General features: G+C 61.1%; 17 protein-coding genes. 6 read left to right on the plus strand and 11 right to left on the minus strand.

Going from position 1 to position 15196, the window contains the following annotated elements:
- Window positions 1-8: 8 nt before the first annotated feature.
- The gene (locus J3A98_RS16915) at window positions 9-1574 is read right to left on the minus strand and encodes a PAS domain-containing methyl-accepting chemotaxis protein (RefSeq protein ID WP_176685202.1); all 1566 of its coding nucleotides are present in this window, start codon (window positions 1572-1574) and stop codon (window positions 9-11) included.
- Between the two features lie 137 nt (window positions 1575-1711).
- The gene (locus tag J3A98_RS16920; RefSeq protein WP_003254585.1) at window positions 1712-2605 is read right to left on the minus strand and encodes a LysR family transcriptional regulator; all 894 of its coding nucleotides are present in this window, start codon (window positions 2603-2605) and stop codon (window positions 1712-1714) included.
- A 224-nt stretch (window positions 2606-2829) separates the two neighbouring features.
- Here J3A98_RS16920 and speB point away from each other — a divergent pair, with 224 nt between their 5' ends.
- Window positions 2830-3780 (plus strand): agmatinase, encoded by a 951-nt coding sequence (gene speB, locus J3A98_RS16925; protein ID WP_129932884.1) that lies wholly within the window; start codon window positions 2830-2832, stop codon window positions 3778-3780.
- 152 nt (window positions 3781-3932) lie between these two features.
- A complete protein-coding gene (locus tag J3A98_RS16930) occupies window positions 3933-5312 on the plus strand; it encodes a sodium:solute symporter (RefSeq protein WP_176685201.1) in 1380 nt (459 codons plus the stop codon).
- A gap of 127 nt (window positions 5313-5439) precedes the next feature.
- On the opposite strand, the gene J3A98_RS27105 is transcribed toward J3A98_RS16930, so the two are convergent.
- Window positions 5440-5568: a PA1414 family protein gene (locus J3A98_RS27105; RefSeq protein ID WP_256122388.1), complete on the minus strand. Its 129-nt coding sequence runs from the start codon at window positions 5566-5568 to the stop codon at window positions 5440-5442.
- 124 nt (window positions 5569-5692) lie between these two features.
- Window positions 5693-6586: a LysR family transcriptional regulator gene (locus tag J3A98_RS16935; protein WP_176685200.1), complete on the minus strand. Its 894-nt coding sequence runs from the start codon at window positions 6584-6586 to the stop codon at window positions 5693-5695.
- 105 nt (window positions 6587-6691) lie between these two features.
- Here J3A98_RS16935 and J3A98_RS16940 point away from each other — a divergent pair, with 105 nt between their 5' ends.
- Window positions 6692-7864 (plus strand): MFS transporter, encoded by a 1173-nt coding sequence (locus tag J3A98_RS16940; protein WP_209967436.1) that lies wholly within the window; start codon window positions 6692-6694, stop codon window positions 7862-7864.
- A 100-nt stretch (window positions 7865-7964) separates the two neighbouring features.
- On the opposite strand, the gene J3A98_RS16945 is transcribed toward J3A98_RS16940, so the two are convergent.
- The 4 genes from J3A98_RS16945 to J3A98_RS16960 form a co-directional block, all read right to left on the minus strand.
- Entirely contained in the window at window positions 7965-8891 is a 927-nt protein-coding gene (locus J3A98_RS16945; RefSeq protein ID WP_176685198.1) for a DMT family transporter, read from the minus strand.
- 105 nt (window positions 8892-8996) lie between these two features.
- A complete protein-coding gene (locus J3A98_RS16950; protein ID WP_176685197.1) occupies window positions 8997-9392 on the minus strand; it encodes a transcriptional regulator in 396 nt (131 codons plus the stop codon).
- A gap of 77 nt (window positions 9393-9469) precedes the next feature.
- Window positions 9470-9724: a BrnA antitoxin family protein gene (locus J3A98_RS16955; RefSeq protein WP_004576871.1), complete on the minus strand. Its 255-nt coding sequence runs from the start codon at window positions 9722-9724 to the stop codon at window positions 9470-9472.
- Complete coding sequence (locus J3A98_RS16960) at window positions 9702-9980, minus strand: BrnT family toxin (protein ID WP_010955211.1); 279 nt, start codon at window positions 9978-9980, stop codon at window positions 9702-9704. Before J3A98_RS16960 ends, J3A98_RS16955 begins: the two co-directional genes overlap by 23 nt.
- Window positions 9981-10195: 215 nt before the next feature.
- On the opposite strand from J3A98_RS16960, the gene J3A98_RS16965 reads away from it, so the two are divergent.
- On the plus strand, window positions 10196-10468 hold the full coding sequence (locus tag J3A98_RS16965; protein WP_003254599.1) for a hypothetical protein: 273 nt from the start codon (window positions 10196-10198) through the stop codon (window positions 10466-10468).
- A gap of 71 nt (window positions 10469-10539) precedes the next feature.
- Here J3A98_RS16965 and J3A98_RS16970 read toward each other — a convergent pair whose 3' ends face one another.
- Window positions 10540-11901, minus strand: coding sequence for a DEAD/DEAH box helicase (locus J3A98_RS16970; RefSeq protein WP_012051553.1), 1362 nt, complete (start codon window positions 11899-11901; stop codon window positions 10540-10542).
- 103 nt (window positions 11902-12004) lie between these two features.
- Between J3A98_RS16970 and J3A98_RS16975 the strand changes: the two genes are divergently transcribed.
- Window positions 12005-13306 carry a mechanosensitive ion channel family protein gene (locus J3A98_RS16975; RefSeq protein ID WP_209967438.1) on the plus strand — a complete coding sequence of 434 codons (1302 nt, stop codon included), beginning with the start codon at window positions 12005-12007 and terminating at the stop codon, window positions 13304-13306.
- A 72-nt stretch (window positions 13307-13378) separates the two neighbouring features.
- On the opposite strand, the gene J3A98_RS16980 is transcribed toward J3A98_RS16975, so the two are convergent.
- Window positions 13379-13648, minus strand: a complete 270-nt coding sequence (locus tag J3A98_RS16980; protein WP_019471426.1) for a DUF3077 domain-containing protein — start codon at window positions 13646-13648, stop codon at window positions 13379-13381.
- Window positions 13649-13743: 95 nt separating this feature from the next.
- Window positions 13744-13986, minus strand: a complete 243-nt coding sequence (locus J3A98_RS16985; protein ID WP_010955213.1) for a hypothetical protein — start codon at window positions 13984-13986, stop codon at window positions 13744-13746.
- A gap of 761 nt (window positions 13987-14747) precedes the next feature.
- Here J3A98_RS16985 and J3A98_RS16990 point away from each other — a divergent pair.
- Window positions 14748-15179 (plus strand): pyrophosphatase, encoded by a 432-nt coding sequence (locus J3A98_RS16990; RefSeq protein ID WP_209967439.1) that lies wholly within the window; start codon window positions 14748-14750, stop codon window positions 15177-15179.
- The last annotated feature ends 17 nt before the right edge of the window (window positions 15180-15196 follow it).

A 15196-nucleotide genomic window follows, 5' to 3' on the forward strand; every position in this document is an offset into this window, starting at 1 on the left:
CCGCGATTTCAGCGGTTGAACCTTTCCGCCAGGCTGTGCAGGTACTCCGCCATGCGCTCGAGGTCCTGGCTGATTTCCGCGCCTTGCCTGGCTTGCCCGGCACTCTGGTCGCACAGTTGGGCAATCCTCACGATCTGCTGGTTGATGTCCTCTGCCACATGGGTCTGCTGCTCCGATGCCGTGGCCATCTGCTGGCTCATGCCGGTGATGCGGCTGACCGCCTGGGCAATCCCGCTCAGCGCCGCCTGCACCGCCTCGACACTGTGCACACTGTCCCGGGAAATCTGTTCACCCCGGCTGGCAGTGCTGACCGCTCGCTCCGCCCCGGCCCTCAACGAGGCGATGATATGGTGGATCTCTTCGGTCGACGCGCGGGTACGTTGCGCCAACGACCGCACCTCATCAGCCACCACGGCGAACCCGCGCCCTTGCTCACCGGCGCGCGCCGCTTCAATGGCGGCGTTAAGCGCCAGCAGGTTGGTCTGCTCGGCAATCGAAGTGATCACGTCGACCACACTACCAATCGACTGGGTCTGCTCGGCCAAGGCGTTGACCGCCTGACCAATGTCATTGACTGCATCGCTCATGCTGCCCATGGCCTGCAGGCTCTTCAGGGCCAGCTCGCTGCCCTGCTGCGCCAGCTGGTCGGCATCACCTGCCGCGTGTGCCGTGCTTTGCACGTTGTGGGTAACCTGCTGGATGGTTGCCGCCATCTGTGCGATAGCCGTGGCGGATTGGTCGGTCTCGCTGCGCTGCCGGTCGAGCATCTGCGCCTGGGCATCGGACAGGTCGGAAGATTGCGCCGCCCGCGACTTTACCCCGACCCCGGCATCCACCAGCCGGGTCAGGGCCGTTTGCAGGCGGGCTTCTTCGCTGATGATAGCCAGGTCGAGCTGACCCTGCAGGCCTGGGTTGTCGCTGTAGGTCAGTGCCACCAACGGACTGGTAAAGGCCTTGGGATGCTCGGCCAGCGTGCGGCGGATGGCCTGGTTCTGCCGGCGCTCGACCACGTACCAAGCCAGGAGCAGACTTGCCATCAGCACCGCGAGTGCGGCATAGGGTGGCAGCCAAAGGTAACCCGCCGCCGACAGCAGGCCGGCGCCGATCAGCGGCCAGCCATGGCCCAGGCCGTGCCCCAGGCGGGCAGCCCAAGGCACCGGGCCGCGGCCATCGCGCAAGCGCGCATACAATGCCTCGGCGCGGCGGATCTGCTCGCGCGTGGGCACCGAGCGCACCGACTCGTAGCCACTGATCCGGCCCTGTTCGTAGATCGCCGTGACGTAAGCGCTTACCCAGTAGTAATCGCCGTTCTTCGCCCGGTTCTTGACTATGCCCATCCAGGGTTTGCCCTGCTTGATGGTTTCCCACATGTGGCCAAACACTGCCGGCGGCATGTCCGGGTGGCGCACCAGGTTGTGCGGTTGACCGACCAGCTCGTCGTAGGTAAAGCCGCTGATCGCCACAAAGGCGTCGTTGCAGTAGGTGATGCGGCTGTCGAGGTCAGTCGTGGAAATAAGGCGTTGATCGCCGGGGAAGGTTCTTTCGTGCTCAGTGACGGGCAAATTCATGCGCATCTTGGGCGATCCTTGCAGGATGAAATGAGGGAAAATCATCAGCGCAAGTTGATATGTAGCAGAGCGCTATCAGGTTAGCGGCCAACGTTTACCGGAATTTAACCCCCTCCCGACGGAATGCATGAATGCGTCGCATCTCAGCCCACGTTGAGCTGGCTTTTCAGCAGGTCACGGAAGGTCTGGATCAACGGTTCACGGCTACGTCCGCGGCGAATGATCAGCGAGAACGGGGCCTGGTAACCAAAGGTCGACGGCGACAGCACGCGCAAGTCACCTTTGTCGACCCAGGCCTGGGCGTAGTGCTCAGGCAAGTAGCCAATATAGGCCCCGGAAAGGATCAGGATCAGCTGCGCCTCCATACTTTCAACTGTCGCCGCACTGTGCTTGAAGCCATGCCGGGCCAGTTCGGCCTGGCTCCAGTAGCCACGCCCGACCATGCGCTGCTGGGTCACCACCTGCTCGGGAATGCGCCGCTCGGCATACAACGGGTGGCGGCTGCTGCAATACAGCCAGTGTTGTTCGCGGTACAACGGCTGGTAGAGCAGGCCACTCATCCGCGAAGAAAACGCGCCGATGGCCAGGTCCAGACGGTTGTCCTGCACCCCCAGTTGCAGCTCGTAGGGGCTGGACACCGACAGATGCAGGTGCACTGCTGGGTGTTCCTGGCTGTAGGCACCGATGGCTTCGGCCAGCGGCAAGGCGCGGTCACCGACTGTGGAGTCGATCACCCCAAGGTTGAGGGTGCCACGCAATTCGCCCTTGAGGGCGGCGGCATACTGCTCGAAACCGTCCAGCTCGGCCAGCAGGCGCAGGGTCTCCTGATGAAACAGCTCGCCCTTGCTGGTCAGGCTGAAGCCACCCCGACCACGGTGGCACAGCACGATACCCAAGGCGCCCTCCAGCTGGCTCATGTAGGTACTGATGGCCGAGGTCGACAGGTTCAGCTCGCGCTGGGCGTTGGCAAAGCCCTGGTGGCGCACCACGCTGATGAAGATGCGCAGCAGTTTCAGGTCGGGCAAGGTCGAGGCCATGGTGCAACGGTTCCACAAGGGTATGTGCGCGCAGTCTAACCGCTCCACCCGCCTTTAGTTCAGAAAATCCTGAACTAAGTATTTGTCGGTAGCGATTCTTCCCGGGCACTACCTTGAGCAGACTTGGCCGAAATGTCCCTGCCCGCCGGCAAACCACACGTGAATGGCGCGCGGCGGCACAGGTTCGAACAAACACAACAATCGACCGACTGATGAGGCCCACCGTGGACAAGACTCTCCACCAACCACTGGGCGGCAATGAAATGCCGCGATTCGGCGGCATCGCCACCATGCTCCGCCTCCCCCACCTGCAAAGCGCCGAAGGCCTGGATGCTGCCTTCATCGGCGTACCACTGGATATCGGTACCTCGCTACGCTCCGGCACTCGCTTCGGCCCACGGCAGATCCGCGCCGAATCGGTGATGATCCGCCCGTACAACATGGCTACCGGTGCCGCCCCGTTCGACTCGCTGTCGGTCGCCGATATCGGCGATGTGGCAATCAACACCTTCAATCTGCTGGACGCCGTGCGCATCATCGAAGAAGCGTATGACGAGATCGTCGAGCACAACGTCATTCCCATGACCCTGGGGGGCGATCACACCATCACCCTGCCGATCCTGCGCGCACTGCACAAGAAACACGGCAAGATCGGCCTGGTGCACATCGATGCCCACGCCGACGTCAACGACCACATGTTCGGTGAGAAGATCGCCCACGGCACCACCTTCCGCCGCGCCGTGGAAGAAGGCCTGCTCGACTGTGAGCGCGTGGTGCAGATCGGCCTGCGCGCACAGGGCTACACCGCCGATGACTTCAACTGGAGCCGTCGCCAGGGCTTCCGCGTGGTCCAGGCCGAAGAGTGCTGGCACAAGTCACTGGAGCCACTGATGGCCGAAGTGCGGGAAAAAGTCGGCGGTGGCCCGGTTTACCTGTCTTTCGACATCGATGGCATCGACCCGGCCTGGGCGCCCGGTACCGGAACCCCGGAAATCGGCGGCTTGACCACCATCCAGGCGATGGAGATCATTCGCGGCTGCCACGGCCTGGACCTGATCGGCTGTGACCTTGTCGAAGTCTCCCCGCCTTACGACACCACCGGCAACACCTCGCTGCTCGGTGCCAACCTGCTGTTCGAGATGCTCTGCGTGCTACCGGGCGTGGTGCGTCGCTAGGCTTTTCATACAGAGCCTAAAACCGTTACACCCCGGCAGGAGCCATGAGGGAGGGCCACTGAGGCCCGCCAACACACGACAGGACCGCCGGGCGCCATGAACCCCGCCCGCGTGGTCGATCTCGCCATAATAAAGATAATCGGGAGACCCCAATGGCCTTGGACATCATTGTTGTAATGATCTATACCGCCGGCATGCTCGGGCTTGGCTGGTATGGCATGCGCCGCGCGAAAACCCATGAAGACTACCTGGTAGCCGGGCGCAATCTCGGTCCGGTGCTGTACATGGGCACCATGGCCACCACCGTACTCGGTGGCGCCTCCACCGTCGGCACCGTGCGCCTGGGCTACGTCCACGGCATCTCCGGCTTCTGGCTGTGCGCAGCCTTGGGCATGGGCATCATCGCCATCAACCTGTTCCTCGCCAAACCGCTGCTGCGCCTGCGCATCTTCACCGTGACCCAGGTACTGGAACAGCGCTACAACCCCACCGCACGCCAGGCCAGCGCCGTCATCATGCTGGCTTATGCACTGATGATCGGGGTCACCTCGACCCTGGCCATGGCCACGGTCCTGCAGGTGCTGCTGGACCTGCCGTTCTGGGCTTCTCTGATGCTCGGCGGTGGCGTGGTAGTGCTGTACTCGACCATCGGCGGCATGTGGTCGCTGACCCTGACCGATATCGTCCAGTTCGTGATCAAGACCGTCGGCCTGATGTTCATCCTGCTGCCAGTGTGCCTGTACAAGGCCGGTGGCTGGGACACCCTGGTGGCCAAATTGCCAGCGGCCAGCTTCCAGCTGACTACCATTGGCTGGGACACCATCATCACCTACTTCCTGATCTACTTCTTCGGCATCCTCATCGGCCAGGACATCTGGCAGCGGGTGTTCACCGCCCGTGACGAAAAGGTCTGTCAGCGTGCCGGTACCACCGCTGGTGTGTACTGCGTGCTGTATGGCCTGGCCTGTGCGGCGATTGGCATGGCTGCACACGTGCTGATGCCCGACCTGGCCAACCCGAACAACGCCTTTGCCGAGATGATCAAGACCACCTTGCCCGATGGCATCCGTGGCCTGCTGATGGCCGCGGCCCTGGCGGCGATGATGTCCACCGCCAGTGCCGGCCTGCTGGCTGCCTCGACCACCGTGACCGAAGACCTGCTGCCCAAGCTGCGTGGCGGCAAGCAGTCGAGCCTGGGTACCAGCCGCCTGTTCACCCTGCTCACTGGCCTGGTGGTGCTGGGCATCGCGCTGGTGGTAAATGATGTGATCAACGCCCTGACCCTGGCTTACAACCTGCTGGTCGGCGGCATGTTGATCCCGCTGATCGGGGCGATCTTCTGGAAGCGTGCGACCACCGCAGGCGCGATTGCCAGCATGTCGCTGGGCTTTGCCACCGCTCTGCTGTTCATGTTCATGGACGGGATGGAAGCCAATACGCCGATCTACTACAGCTTGGCAGTAGGGCTGGTGAGCTTTGTAGTGGTGAGCCTGGTGTCGCGCAAGTCAGTAGCGGCGGTGAAGCTGGCCTGACCGTTGTACCGGCCCTTTCACTTGTAGGAGCGGGCTTGCCCGCGAAAGGGCCAGTACAGGCAATAGACAATCAACAGACACAAAAAGGCCGCTGCACACACTCGGGTGCAGCGGCCTCTGTCGTTAATCAGCGACGACGTGATTGACGTTTGCGCTGCTCTTCATCAGTCGGGATCGGTACCGGCTGCAGGGGTGGTGGAATCAGCCCCAAGGCGACGGCCAGGTCGTGGAGCCAGTTTGACAGTGGTTTATTCATAATGCCCCCTTGACGGGTCAGCCTCACGGCGAATCAATCCTGCGATGTTTCATACAGATCATAGCCCGATGTCCTGTATTACGCATGCCTCTGTTCCTACAGATAAGGGCCATTTTGACGCGGATCAAGCCGTGGCGGCGCATTCCGACGACTGGTTAATCGTTTCGCTTTGTTGCAGGTCGATCCATGCCTGCAGATTAGCCCCGCGCATACCCTGGCGCCACATCAGCCAGGTGACCGCCTGATCGAAAGGCGCCTGCAGCGGGTGCACCCTCACCCGATCACGTCCAGGCAGGCTGTCGAGCATCGACTGGGCCATCATCGCCACACCCGCACCCGCGATCACACAGGCCAGCATGCTCTGGTACGACTCGATCTCCATCACCCGCCCCATCGGCGTATGGGCATGGGCATACCAGGCCTCCAGACGCATGCGGTACGAGCAGCCTTGGCGGAAGGTGAACACCGCCTTGCCCGCCACGTCCTTGGCGGTGCGTACCGCCATGTGCTCGGGACTGGTGATCAGTACCAGTTGCTCATCGCACAGCGGCACGCCATCCAGCCCGGCAAGGCTCGGTGGCCCGTCCACAAGAGCAGCATCCAGGGTGTGGTTCAGCAGCCCTTCAAGCAACTCGCCGCTGGGTGCAGCACGCACTTGCAGGTTCACCTGCGGGTAAGCCTGGTGATAGCGCGCCAGCAACCCCGGCAGGTGGGTCGCCGCCGTGCTGTACATGGTCCCCAGCACGAAGTCCCCAGCCGGCTGACCGCCACGCACGGCGCCCAGCGCTTCGTCGCGCAAGGCTGACATGCGGTTGGCATAGTCCAGCAGCACCTTGCCTGCTGGCGACAACTGAAGGCGCTGGCGTTCGCGCAGGAACAGTTCGACGCCCAACTGCTCCTCGAGCTGGCGCAGGCGCGTGGAGAGGTTTGATGGCACCCGGTGCAGACGCTCTGCGGCACGGGTAACCGAGCCTTCCTCGGCCACGGCCTGAAAGATACGCAGTTGGCTGAATTCCACAGCATTCTCCAAAACAGAACAACTTGATCATCATTATTCAATTTTATTGAAAATAAAAGCGCCCTAACCTGCCAGCCATCACTTTATCTGCGCAGGAGACCTGTCATGTCGCCACTCATTCAACTGCTCGCCAGCGCCGTGGCGCTGATGATGGCCATGGGCATCGGTCGTTTCGCCCTCACCCCGCAACTGCCACAACTGATTGCCGAAGGCCAGTTCGACCTGACAGTCGCCGGGCTGGTCGCGGCGGCCAATTACCTGGGCTATTTCATGGGCGCGGTGGACGCCATGTTCGCCCGCTCGCCAGGCCAGGTACGCCTGCGCCTGCATGCGGGGCTGTGGCTGTGTGTGCTGCTGACCTTGGCCTCGTGGGCTGCCGACGGCTTCTGGGGCCACCTGCTGTTGCGCTTTGGCACAGGCGTAGCCAGCGCCTGGGTGCTGGTGATGATCACCAGCCTCAGCCAGCAGGTAGCCAATGCGCACAACCGCCAACGCCTGGGAGCGCTGGTATTCGCCGGGCCCGGCCTGGGTATTGCCGTGACCGGGCTACTGGCAATGGCCGCACATGTGCAGGGACTGGGCTCGGCGGCGCTGTGGCTGATCTATGCCGTGGCTGCCCTGGTGATGCTATTGGCCGTGCGGCCGTGGTTGCCACGGGCATTGCAAACCGCGCCGACTCAGTTGCCAGTACGACAAGGCCCGACGCGCAGTGTCGGCACTGGCCGCCTGGGGTTGGTGTATGGCCTGTATGGCATGGGCTACATCCTGCCAGCTACCTTTCTGTCACAGATGGCCAATCAGCAGTTTCGCGGGCAGTGGCTGGCCGACCTGTTCTGGCCGGCGTTTGGCCTGGCGGCGGCGCTGGGCGTCCTGCTGGTGAGCGTGCGCCGTGGCGGTCGCACTTCAACCTGGTTGACCGTCACCCTGTGGTTGCAAGGGCTGGGTGTGCTGGCCTGCCTGATGGGTGGAGGGACCGGCCTGGCGCTGGGTGTTGCGCTGTGTGGCGGGCCATTCCTGGCCTGCATGCAACTGGTCATGCAACGCTCGCGCGAGTTGGCGCCACATGCCACACAGCGCAATGCCGGGCTGCTGACCGCGTGCTTTGCCTTGGGGCAGTTGAGTGGTCCGCTGCTGGCCGCGCTCAGCAGCCATTACAGCGGCGGGCTGCAACCCGCATTGATGCTGGCGGCGGGCGGGTTGGCGGTGGCTGGCGGGTTGGTCCAGTTGCCGGGTAATGCACAACAGGGAAGCGCCTGTCAGGCCAAGGTTGCATCCTGAATCGATGCAGTCTGTACCGGCCTCTTCGCGGGCAAGCCCGCGCCTACAACGGCTGTGTAGGCGCGGGCTTGCCCGTGAAAAGGCCGGTATAGGCAACGCATCACCCTACCAACCGCCGCAATTGCTGTTTCACCCAAGGCTCGGCACTTACCAGGATCACACCCAGCAACACCATCAACGCCCCCACCACGAAATTCGCACTGAGCGGCTCGTCCAACAGCAAAACGCCAAAGGTCACCCCAAACAACGGGGTAATGAAGGAAAACACCGCGAGGTTCGACGCCAGGTATTTGCGTAGCAACCAGAACCAGGTCAGGTAGCTGACGAACGACACCACAATCCCCTGGAACAACACGCTGCCCATCGCCAGCGGCGTCAGCGACACCGCGCCGATCTGCCCGCTGACCAAGGCAATCAGCAGCAGCCCGGCAAACCCGACCGCCAGCTGATAGAACAGGGTCAAGGTTGCCGGCGCCTCCGATAGCCGTGAGCAACGCACCACCACCGTAGTCGCGCCCCAAGCCAGCCCGGCGATCACGCCAAAGGCATCACCCAGCAAGGTGCGGCCGTCCATGTGCTCGAACGAAGTGCCACCGGCAAAGGCCATGGCTATGCCGCCGAAGGCCAGCAGAATGCCCAGCCATTGCAACAGCCGCAAGCGTTCACTGGATAGCCGAAAATGCAGGCCCAAGGCGGTAAATACCGGCGCGGTGTAGAGGAACACCGACATATGCGCCGCCGAGGTCAGTTTCAGCCCTTCGGCAATGAACAGAAACTCCACCCCGAACAGCCCGCCCGCCAGCAACCCAGCGCGCCAGGTGCTGCCGACCTGCTCCCAGCCTCCCCGCCAGCACAGCATCAGGCCTACCAGCACAGCGGCAATGCCATTACGCAGTGCTGCCTGCATCACGGGCGCGATGTCGACGGCGGCGGTCTTGATCAGTACCTGCTGGCAGCCCCAGATCAGGCAAAGCCCCAGCATTACCTGGAAGGCAAAGGCATCAGGGTTCTTGCGGACCGCGCTCATAAGCGGGCCTCTGGGGTGATCGTAGGCATGGGCAAGGCTCGGCAGCGTTCAGAAGCTACCGATTATCGGGTTTTGAACGCTGCACTTGCCAGCCTTAAAACGACCTCAAGCAATCTGTGCCTTCGCAGATACCTGTTCGAACGTCGTTTCGTCCAGCGCATCCTCCTGCTCATCCAGCACCTGGCGCGGGTGCTCGAAGCCGGGGATGCTGCTGTCGATCAGGCTCATCAAGCGCGAGCCGCGTTCGGTCAGGACGAAGTTTTCGCCATTGCCGCCGTCCTCTTCAGGCCGGCATTCAATGAATCCGCGCTCGAATAGCAGCTTTTCATACTCGCATGCACGGGTTTTCAGGTGATCCAGGTCACCCACCGGCTCACCCTTGGCGGCCAGTGCAGCAGCATGCTGCTCGGCATAGGGGCGGGGCGTGAAGCTGTGACCGGCGCCGTTCTGCACTTCGTGCAGCAAGCGTTCGATCAGGTCCCAGTCGTAGGCGATGCTCATGGCTATGGGCTCCTGCTGTGGACGAAAAGGGGTACACAGGTTGGGACCTGCCAAGGTTGCCAAGCGTTCCGAAGCGCTTAGCGCTGGCGTTGTTGCGCTTGCATGTACTGGCGCAGCAACTGATTGATCCGGGTCTGGTAGCCGCTGCCCTGCTCCTTGAACCAGGCGAGGACATCTGAGTCCAGTCGAATGGTCACCGTCTGCTTGGCGGGAACGCGCAGCTCGGCCTGGCGGAAAAAGTCCTGGTCCAGTTCAGGGATATCTGATGTGTCGATGTCCTTGTCGTCCTGTCGGGCCAGGCGGCTCCAGTCAGTTCTCGATGATTTGGTCATAGTACCTGGCCTCCCGTTTGGTGGCTTTTCTTGCAGAAATGATGCGTATCACCTCACCCCGCCTCTCCGTGTACACGACGACACCTATCAGCGCCTTTAGCCATCCTAGGCTGACCCAACGTTCTTCAGCACATTCCACATCCTCATCACGCCGGATCAGCATGGGATGGTTGAACATGTCAGGAACGTCGGCAAAGTCGATCCCGTGCTTGCGGATATTGCTCTGGTTTTTCCCTTCGTCCCATTCAAAGAACATGGGACGACTTGTATTTACAGCTGTACATACAATACCCCCTCTTTTCCTTCGAGACTAGAGCGATGTAGCGTGCTGCTCAACGGCGCTGGAGGGATACGGGAGCGTTTCAGAAACGGACTACCACCACCAAAGAAATCTTCCATCGGTCGCAAGCCCTGAACTTCCCTGCCCCCACAGCCCTCCACCGGGCATCACCATCGCCGGAGGTTGAAAGGATGAAACCGCTACTGCCCATAGCCTGTGCCGCTGCCCTGCTCTGCGCCCTGCCCGCTTGGGCCTGCACACCTGAAGAAGCAACGCAGAAACGTGAGGAGCTGGCCGGGCTGGTCACTCAGTTGACCGAGCAGAACCCGCAAAAGGCCAAGGAGATCAATGATGAGCTTCAGGGGATGGATCTGGGGACGGCGAGCAAGGACTTGCCCGATAAGTGTCAGCTGATCGACCAGCGGATCAAGGAGTTGAAACAGGCAGAGAAAAAAGCGGAGTGATCGTTCGTCGCCTGCGCACGCCCTTCGCAGATGCGAACTTGCGTCACTTCTGCAAAGGGCCTGCGTGAGTATTATTCAGCAGCAGGCTTGCGCTTCTTCAGCGGCGCCAGGCCGTCAGCACTGGCCAGAGGCGCGTTGGCCTTCGGCTTGGCAGTAGGCTTGCGCTTGGCGGCAGCTTTCTTGTCGCCAGTCTTCTTCTCGACCTTTTTCTTCTTGCTACCGGCCGCCTTGCCCGAGGCCTTGACCTTCTTCGGCCCGTTGTAGGTGCCCTTCACTTCCTTGATGACCCGGCGCTCGAACTGCTGCTTGAGGTAGCGCTCGATGCTCGACATCAGGTTCCAGTCGTTGTGGGTGATCAGCGAGATCGCCAGGCCTTCACCACCGGCACGGCCGGTACGGCCCACACGGTGGACGTACTCGTCACCGCTGCGTGGCATGTCGAAGTTGATCACCAGGTCCAGGCCGTCGATATCCAGGCCACGGGCTGCCACGTCGGTCGCAACCAGCACTTTGGAGCTGCCCTGCTTGAAGCGCTCGATGGCCAGCTTGCGGTCCTTCTGGTCCTTTTCGCCATGCAGCACGAAAGCCTTCACGTCCTTGGCCACCAGGTGACCATAGATACGGTCGGCCATGGCACGGGTATTGGTGAAGATGATCGCCTTGTCGAAGGTTTCATTGGCCAGCAACCACTGCGCGATCTGCTCTTTATGCTGGTCGTGGTCGGCGGTGATGATCTGCTGGCGGGTGCCTTCGGCCAGTTGCGAGACACTGTTGAGCATCAGGTGCTCAGGGTCTTTCAGCACCTTGCCGATGATATCGCGCAGGGCCGCGCCACCGGTGGTAGCCGAGAACAGCAAGGTCTGCTCGCGGTTTTCGCACTCCTTGCACAGGCGCTCCATGTCTTCGGCAAAGCCCATGTCGAGCATGCGGTCGGCTTCGTCCAGAATCAGGACCTGCACGTGGGACAGGTCGAGGTTACCCGCATTGAGCTGCTCGAGCAGGCGACCCGGGGTGCCGATCAGCACGTCGGGCACCTTGCGCAGCATGGCGGCCTGTTCCTTGAAGTCTTCACCGCCAGTAACCAGGCCCGACTTGATGTAGGTGAACTGCGAGAACAGCTGCACCTGCTTGAGGGTTTGCTGGGCCAGTTCACGGGTCGGCAGCAGGATCAACGCGCGAATCTCGACACGCGGGCCGCTGAGGTCGACCAGACGGTTGAGCAGCGGCAATACGAAGGCCGCCGTCTTGCCGCTGCCGGTCTGCGCAGTCACACGCAGATCACGCCCTTGCAGGGCCAGGGGGATGGCCGCGGCCTGCACCGGGGTTGGCTCGACAAATTTAAGCTCGGCCACGGCTTTAAGCAGGCGTTCATGCAGGGCGAATTGGGAGAACACGGAGGTAACCTCAGACAAGTGCGGGAAATTCAGTTGCATAGGGTAACGTTTTCTGCCGCCTTAGCCGAATTTCTTTTGGCAACTTTGTCGCTATCCGCGCTCTAATACAGCTTCGTTTCGCAACAAGACTGTACGCAAGCCCATGGATATCCAACAAATCTGGCGTGATTCCCTCGACCTGTGGGGCACCCTCGACCAACATCCAATGCTGCACGCCGCCATCGGCCTGGCGGCACTGCTGCTCATTTCCCTGATAGTCGGCCGCCTGGCGCGCTTCCTGGTACTGCAAGGCGGGCGCCTGTTGGCCCGTCAGCATGCGCTGAAGTGGCTGGACGACCTGCGCCACAACAAGGTATTCCACCGCCTGGCACAAACGACACCGTCACTGGTGCTGCAATTCGGCCTGAAGCTGGTGCCTGAGCTGTCCGACACCGCCCAGCACTTCCTCGGCAATGTCGCCCTGGCCTTTACCCTGCTGTTCATGACCATGGCGCTGTCGTGCCTGCTGGATGCCCTGCTCGACATCTATGCCCGCACCGAACACGCCCGCACCCGCTCGATCAAGGGCTACGTGCAACTGGCCAAGTTGATGTTGTGGATCTTCGCCTCGATCGTCATCGTCGCCACCCTGATCGACCGCTCGCCGCTGTTGCTGCTGTCCGGCCTGGGTGCGATGTCGGCGGTGCTGCTGTTGGTGTACAAGGACACCCTGCTGTCATTCGTCGCCAGCGTGCAGTTGACCAGCAACGACATGCTGCATGTGGGTGACTGGATCGAAATGCCGCAGGTAGGCGCCGATGGCGACGTGGTAGACATCACCTTGCACACGGTGAAAGTGCAGAACTTCGACAAGACCCTCGTTTCCATCCCCACCTGGCGCCTGATGAGCGAGTCATTCCGCAATTACCGCGGCATGCAGCAGTCCGGTGGCCGACGGATCAAGCGCAGCCTGTTCATCGACGCCGGCGGCGTACGCTTTCTCTCCCGCGAAGAAGAGCAGCGCCTGAGCCAGGTGCGGCTGCTGGGTGACTACCTGACCGCCAAGCGCCAGGAACTGCAGAACTGGAACGAGGCGCTGGGGCCGGTGGCGGAGCTGTCGGCCAACCACCGCAAGCTGACCAACCTCGGTACCTTCCGTGCCTTTGCCCTGGCTTACCTGCAGAACCACCCCAACGTGCACAAGAACATGACCTGCATGGTGCGGCAGATGCAGACCACGGCCGAAGGCGTGCCGCTGGAGATTTACTGCTTCACTACCACCACGGCGTGGGAAGAGTACGAGCGGATTCAAGGCGATATTTTCGACTACCTGCTGGCGGTGTTGCCGGAGTTCGGCCTGAGCCTGTATCAGCAGCCGAGTGGCAATGACATGCGGGTGGGGTTGGCCGGGCGTACGGCGGCGGAGCCGATGCCGCGTCGCCTTGAAGAGATGAACGAGGCCTGAGATTGCCGGGGCTGCCTTGCAGCCCTTTACGAGCCAAGGCCGCTCCGCAAAGGAGCGGCGGGATGATGGTGTTCAAGGGGTTTTCATCATGCCCAGTTCAGCATCATCCATCAGCGCCTTGGCCAAGGCACAGAGGTAGTGCGAAGCCCAGATTAGCTGAGGTTTGTCTTCCATCAATCCGTCCAGGGTCATGTCACGTGCGTAACCCATCAGCTCCGAAGCTTGTTCGCGGGCGCTCTGGCAAGGGATGCCGGCTTCGATGCGGAACAGTGGATGGGTCTGGTTTTCACCTTGATAGAAGGTGGTTTTGCCGACGGTGAATTTGGTTTCTTCTGTAGACACTGCTCAATCTCCCCGAAATCTCTATTGCCTGGGCTGGCCCTATCGCCGGCAAGCCGGGCACCTTCAGGGGCCACCCCAGGCGAGTCATGATGCGGTTAATGCAACGGCTGAGAGTCCGCAGGCTTTTGGACTTGAGCCAGCGCCGATTCGAGCAACTTGCGGAGGGTCTCAAGCTCGTGCATTGAGGCCATCATCAACACCGAGACGGGTGATCTCGGCTGCATCAAAACAGCTTGCTGAGCAACGGCTTCCGCGCACAGTGCGTAGTCCGCTGCCATCAGCAGTGTGTCTTCAAGGGAGTGAAGATTGTAAGGTGGATCGGGGACTATTTTCAGCATGGTGTAACCCTCAATTTGTGGTTGGGACTACCGCCATTCGCTGTCAAACAAAGGGTGGCAGCTGTGCACGGGTTGACAGACCGGTCAAATTGAGAAACCCGGCGCACCCGAAGGCGCCCCACGCACAGCCACCATTGAAGGCAAAGCTATGGATTGCAATTTGAGTCGGCCTGTCAAAGCCGGTCGTTGAGTGGCAACGACCGGCTGAGACTAGTGGCCAACTCCTAACACCACAATGGCCGGCAGTATCTTTGGGAAATGCCCTACAAGAAAGGGGCAAATTCTGATTTTTTTAGCCGCTAGGAGTAACGGCATGTAACGCTTGCAGGCCGGGTGAACATAAGAGACGACCTTGAGTTACCACAATGCCCAGATACCTTATTAACAGCGCTACACGCCCTTTAGAAGCTAGCAAAGAATCTCTGGCCTCGGCGCTGCATTGCCTCGTAACACCAACTGGGGAAGCCTGGCAGTTGAGGTGGTCCGGTAATCGCTCGCCATTGGACTGATCGGAGCCACCGCTGAACAAGCATTGGACCCCATCAGTGTGCAATTAGGGGGGGGTGATGACACCGTGAGACAGGTACAGGCCCGACACTCCTCTGTTTCCCTGGCGAAAATCGGGTGCCGTGGAAAAACGATCGCAAGGGCTTCCGTAGAGCCTGCTGGTTACCATGACCGGCCAGTGTGTTTTGGATTGCTTTGTCCCGAAAAAGAGGCGTAGTGTCTGCTGCGAATGCCTCACCAACGGAGATGGATCAATGAGCAAGAGTTTTCGCGACCGCATCCAGACAATGAATGAGATGTACAAGCTGCCCGTCCACGAGACCCCACACCTGTTCCCGGATGCGGAAGATCGCCTTCTGAAGTTCAAGCGGACGCTGCTCGACGAGGTCGCGGAGATAGATGACATTGCTGATCAGATTCGTCGGGGGGACAATGCTATCGATGTCCAAGTCGCGATTGCAGACCTTCTCGGCGACGTAATCGTGTATTGCCGCTCCGAGGCCATGAAGTACGGCATCCCTCTTGAAGCCGTCCTGGAGCTAATTATGGACAGCAACGAGAGCAAGCTAGGTGCCGATGGCAAGCCTATCTACGATGAAAATGGGAAATTCCTCAAGGGCCCCAATTACTGGAAGCCCGAGCCCCAAATAAAGCAACTCCTGGCAAGCCTTCAGGCTCAAAAGTAACCCCACTTTTCAGAGGT

This window comes from Pseudomonas sp. BP6, from assembly GCF_017875935.1.
GTDB classification, from domain to species: domain Bacteria; phylum Pseudomonadota; class Gammaproteobacteria; order Pseudomonadales; family Pseudomonadaceae; genus Aquipseudomonas; species Aquipseudomonas putida_Y.

Excerpts from the sequence above, each read along its gene's own strand:
- J3A98_RS16915 (WP_176685202.1), bottom strand. The coding sequence starts at position 1,574 with ATGCGCATGAATTTGCCCGTCACTGAGCACGAAAGAACCTTCCCCGGC.
- J3A98_RS16920 (WP_003254585.1), bottom strand. The coding sequence starts at position 2,605 with ATGGCCTCGACCTTGCCCGACCTGAAACTGCTGCGCATCTTCATCAGC.
- J3A98_RS16930 (WP_176685201.1), top strand. The coding sequence starts at position 3,933 with ATGGCCTTGGACATCATTGTTGTAATGATCTATACCGCCGGCATGCTC.
- J3A98_RS27105 (WP_256122388.1), bottom strand. The coding sequence starts at position 5,568 with ATGAATAAACCACTGTCAAACTGGCTCCACGACCTGGCCGTCGCCTTG.
- J3A98_RS16940 (WP_209967436.1), top strand. The coding sequence starts at position 6,692 with ATGTCGCCACTCATTCAACTGCTCGCCAGCGCCGTGGCGCTGATGATG.
- J3A98_RS16945 (WP_176685198.1), bottom strand. The coding sequence starts at position 8,891 with ATGAGCGCGGTCCGCAAGAACCCTGATGCCTTTGCCTTCCAGGTAATG.
- J3A98_RS16950 (WP_176685197.1), bottom strand. The coding sequence starts at position 9,392 with ATGAGCATCGCCTACGACTGGGACCTGATCGAACGCTTGCTGCACGAA.
- J3A98_RS16955 (WP_004576871.1), bottom strand. The coding sequence starts at position 9,724 with ATGACCAAATCATCGAGAACTGACTGGAGCCGCCTGGCCCGACAGGAC.
- J3A98_RS16960 (WP_010955211.1), bottom strand. The coding sequence starts at position 9,980 with ATGTTCTTTGAATGGGACGAAGGGAAAAACCAGAGCAATATCCGCAAG.
- J3A98_RS16965 (WP_003254599.1), top strand. The coding sequence starts at position 10,196 with ATGAAACCGCTACTGCCCATAGCCTGTGCCGCTGCCCTGCTCTGCGCC.
- J3A98_RS16970 (WP_012051553.1), bottom strand. The coding sequence starts at position 11,901 with ATGCAACTGAATTTCCCGCACTTGTCTGAGGTTACCTCCGTGTTCTCC.
- J3A98_RS16975 (WP_209967438.1), top strand. The coding sequence starts at position 12,005 with ATGGATATCCAACAAATCTGGCGTGATTCCCTCGACCTGTGGGGCACC.
- J3A98_RS16985 (WP_010955213.1), bottom strand. The coding sequence starts at position 13,986 with ATGCTGAAAATAGTCCCCGATCCACCTTACAATCTTCACTCCCTTGAA.
- J3A98_RS16990 (WP_209967439.1), top strand. The coding sequence starts at position 14,748 with ATGAGCAAGAGTTTTCGCGACCGCATCCAGACAATGAATGAGATGTAC.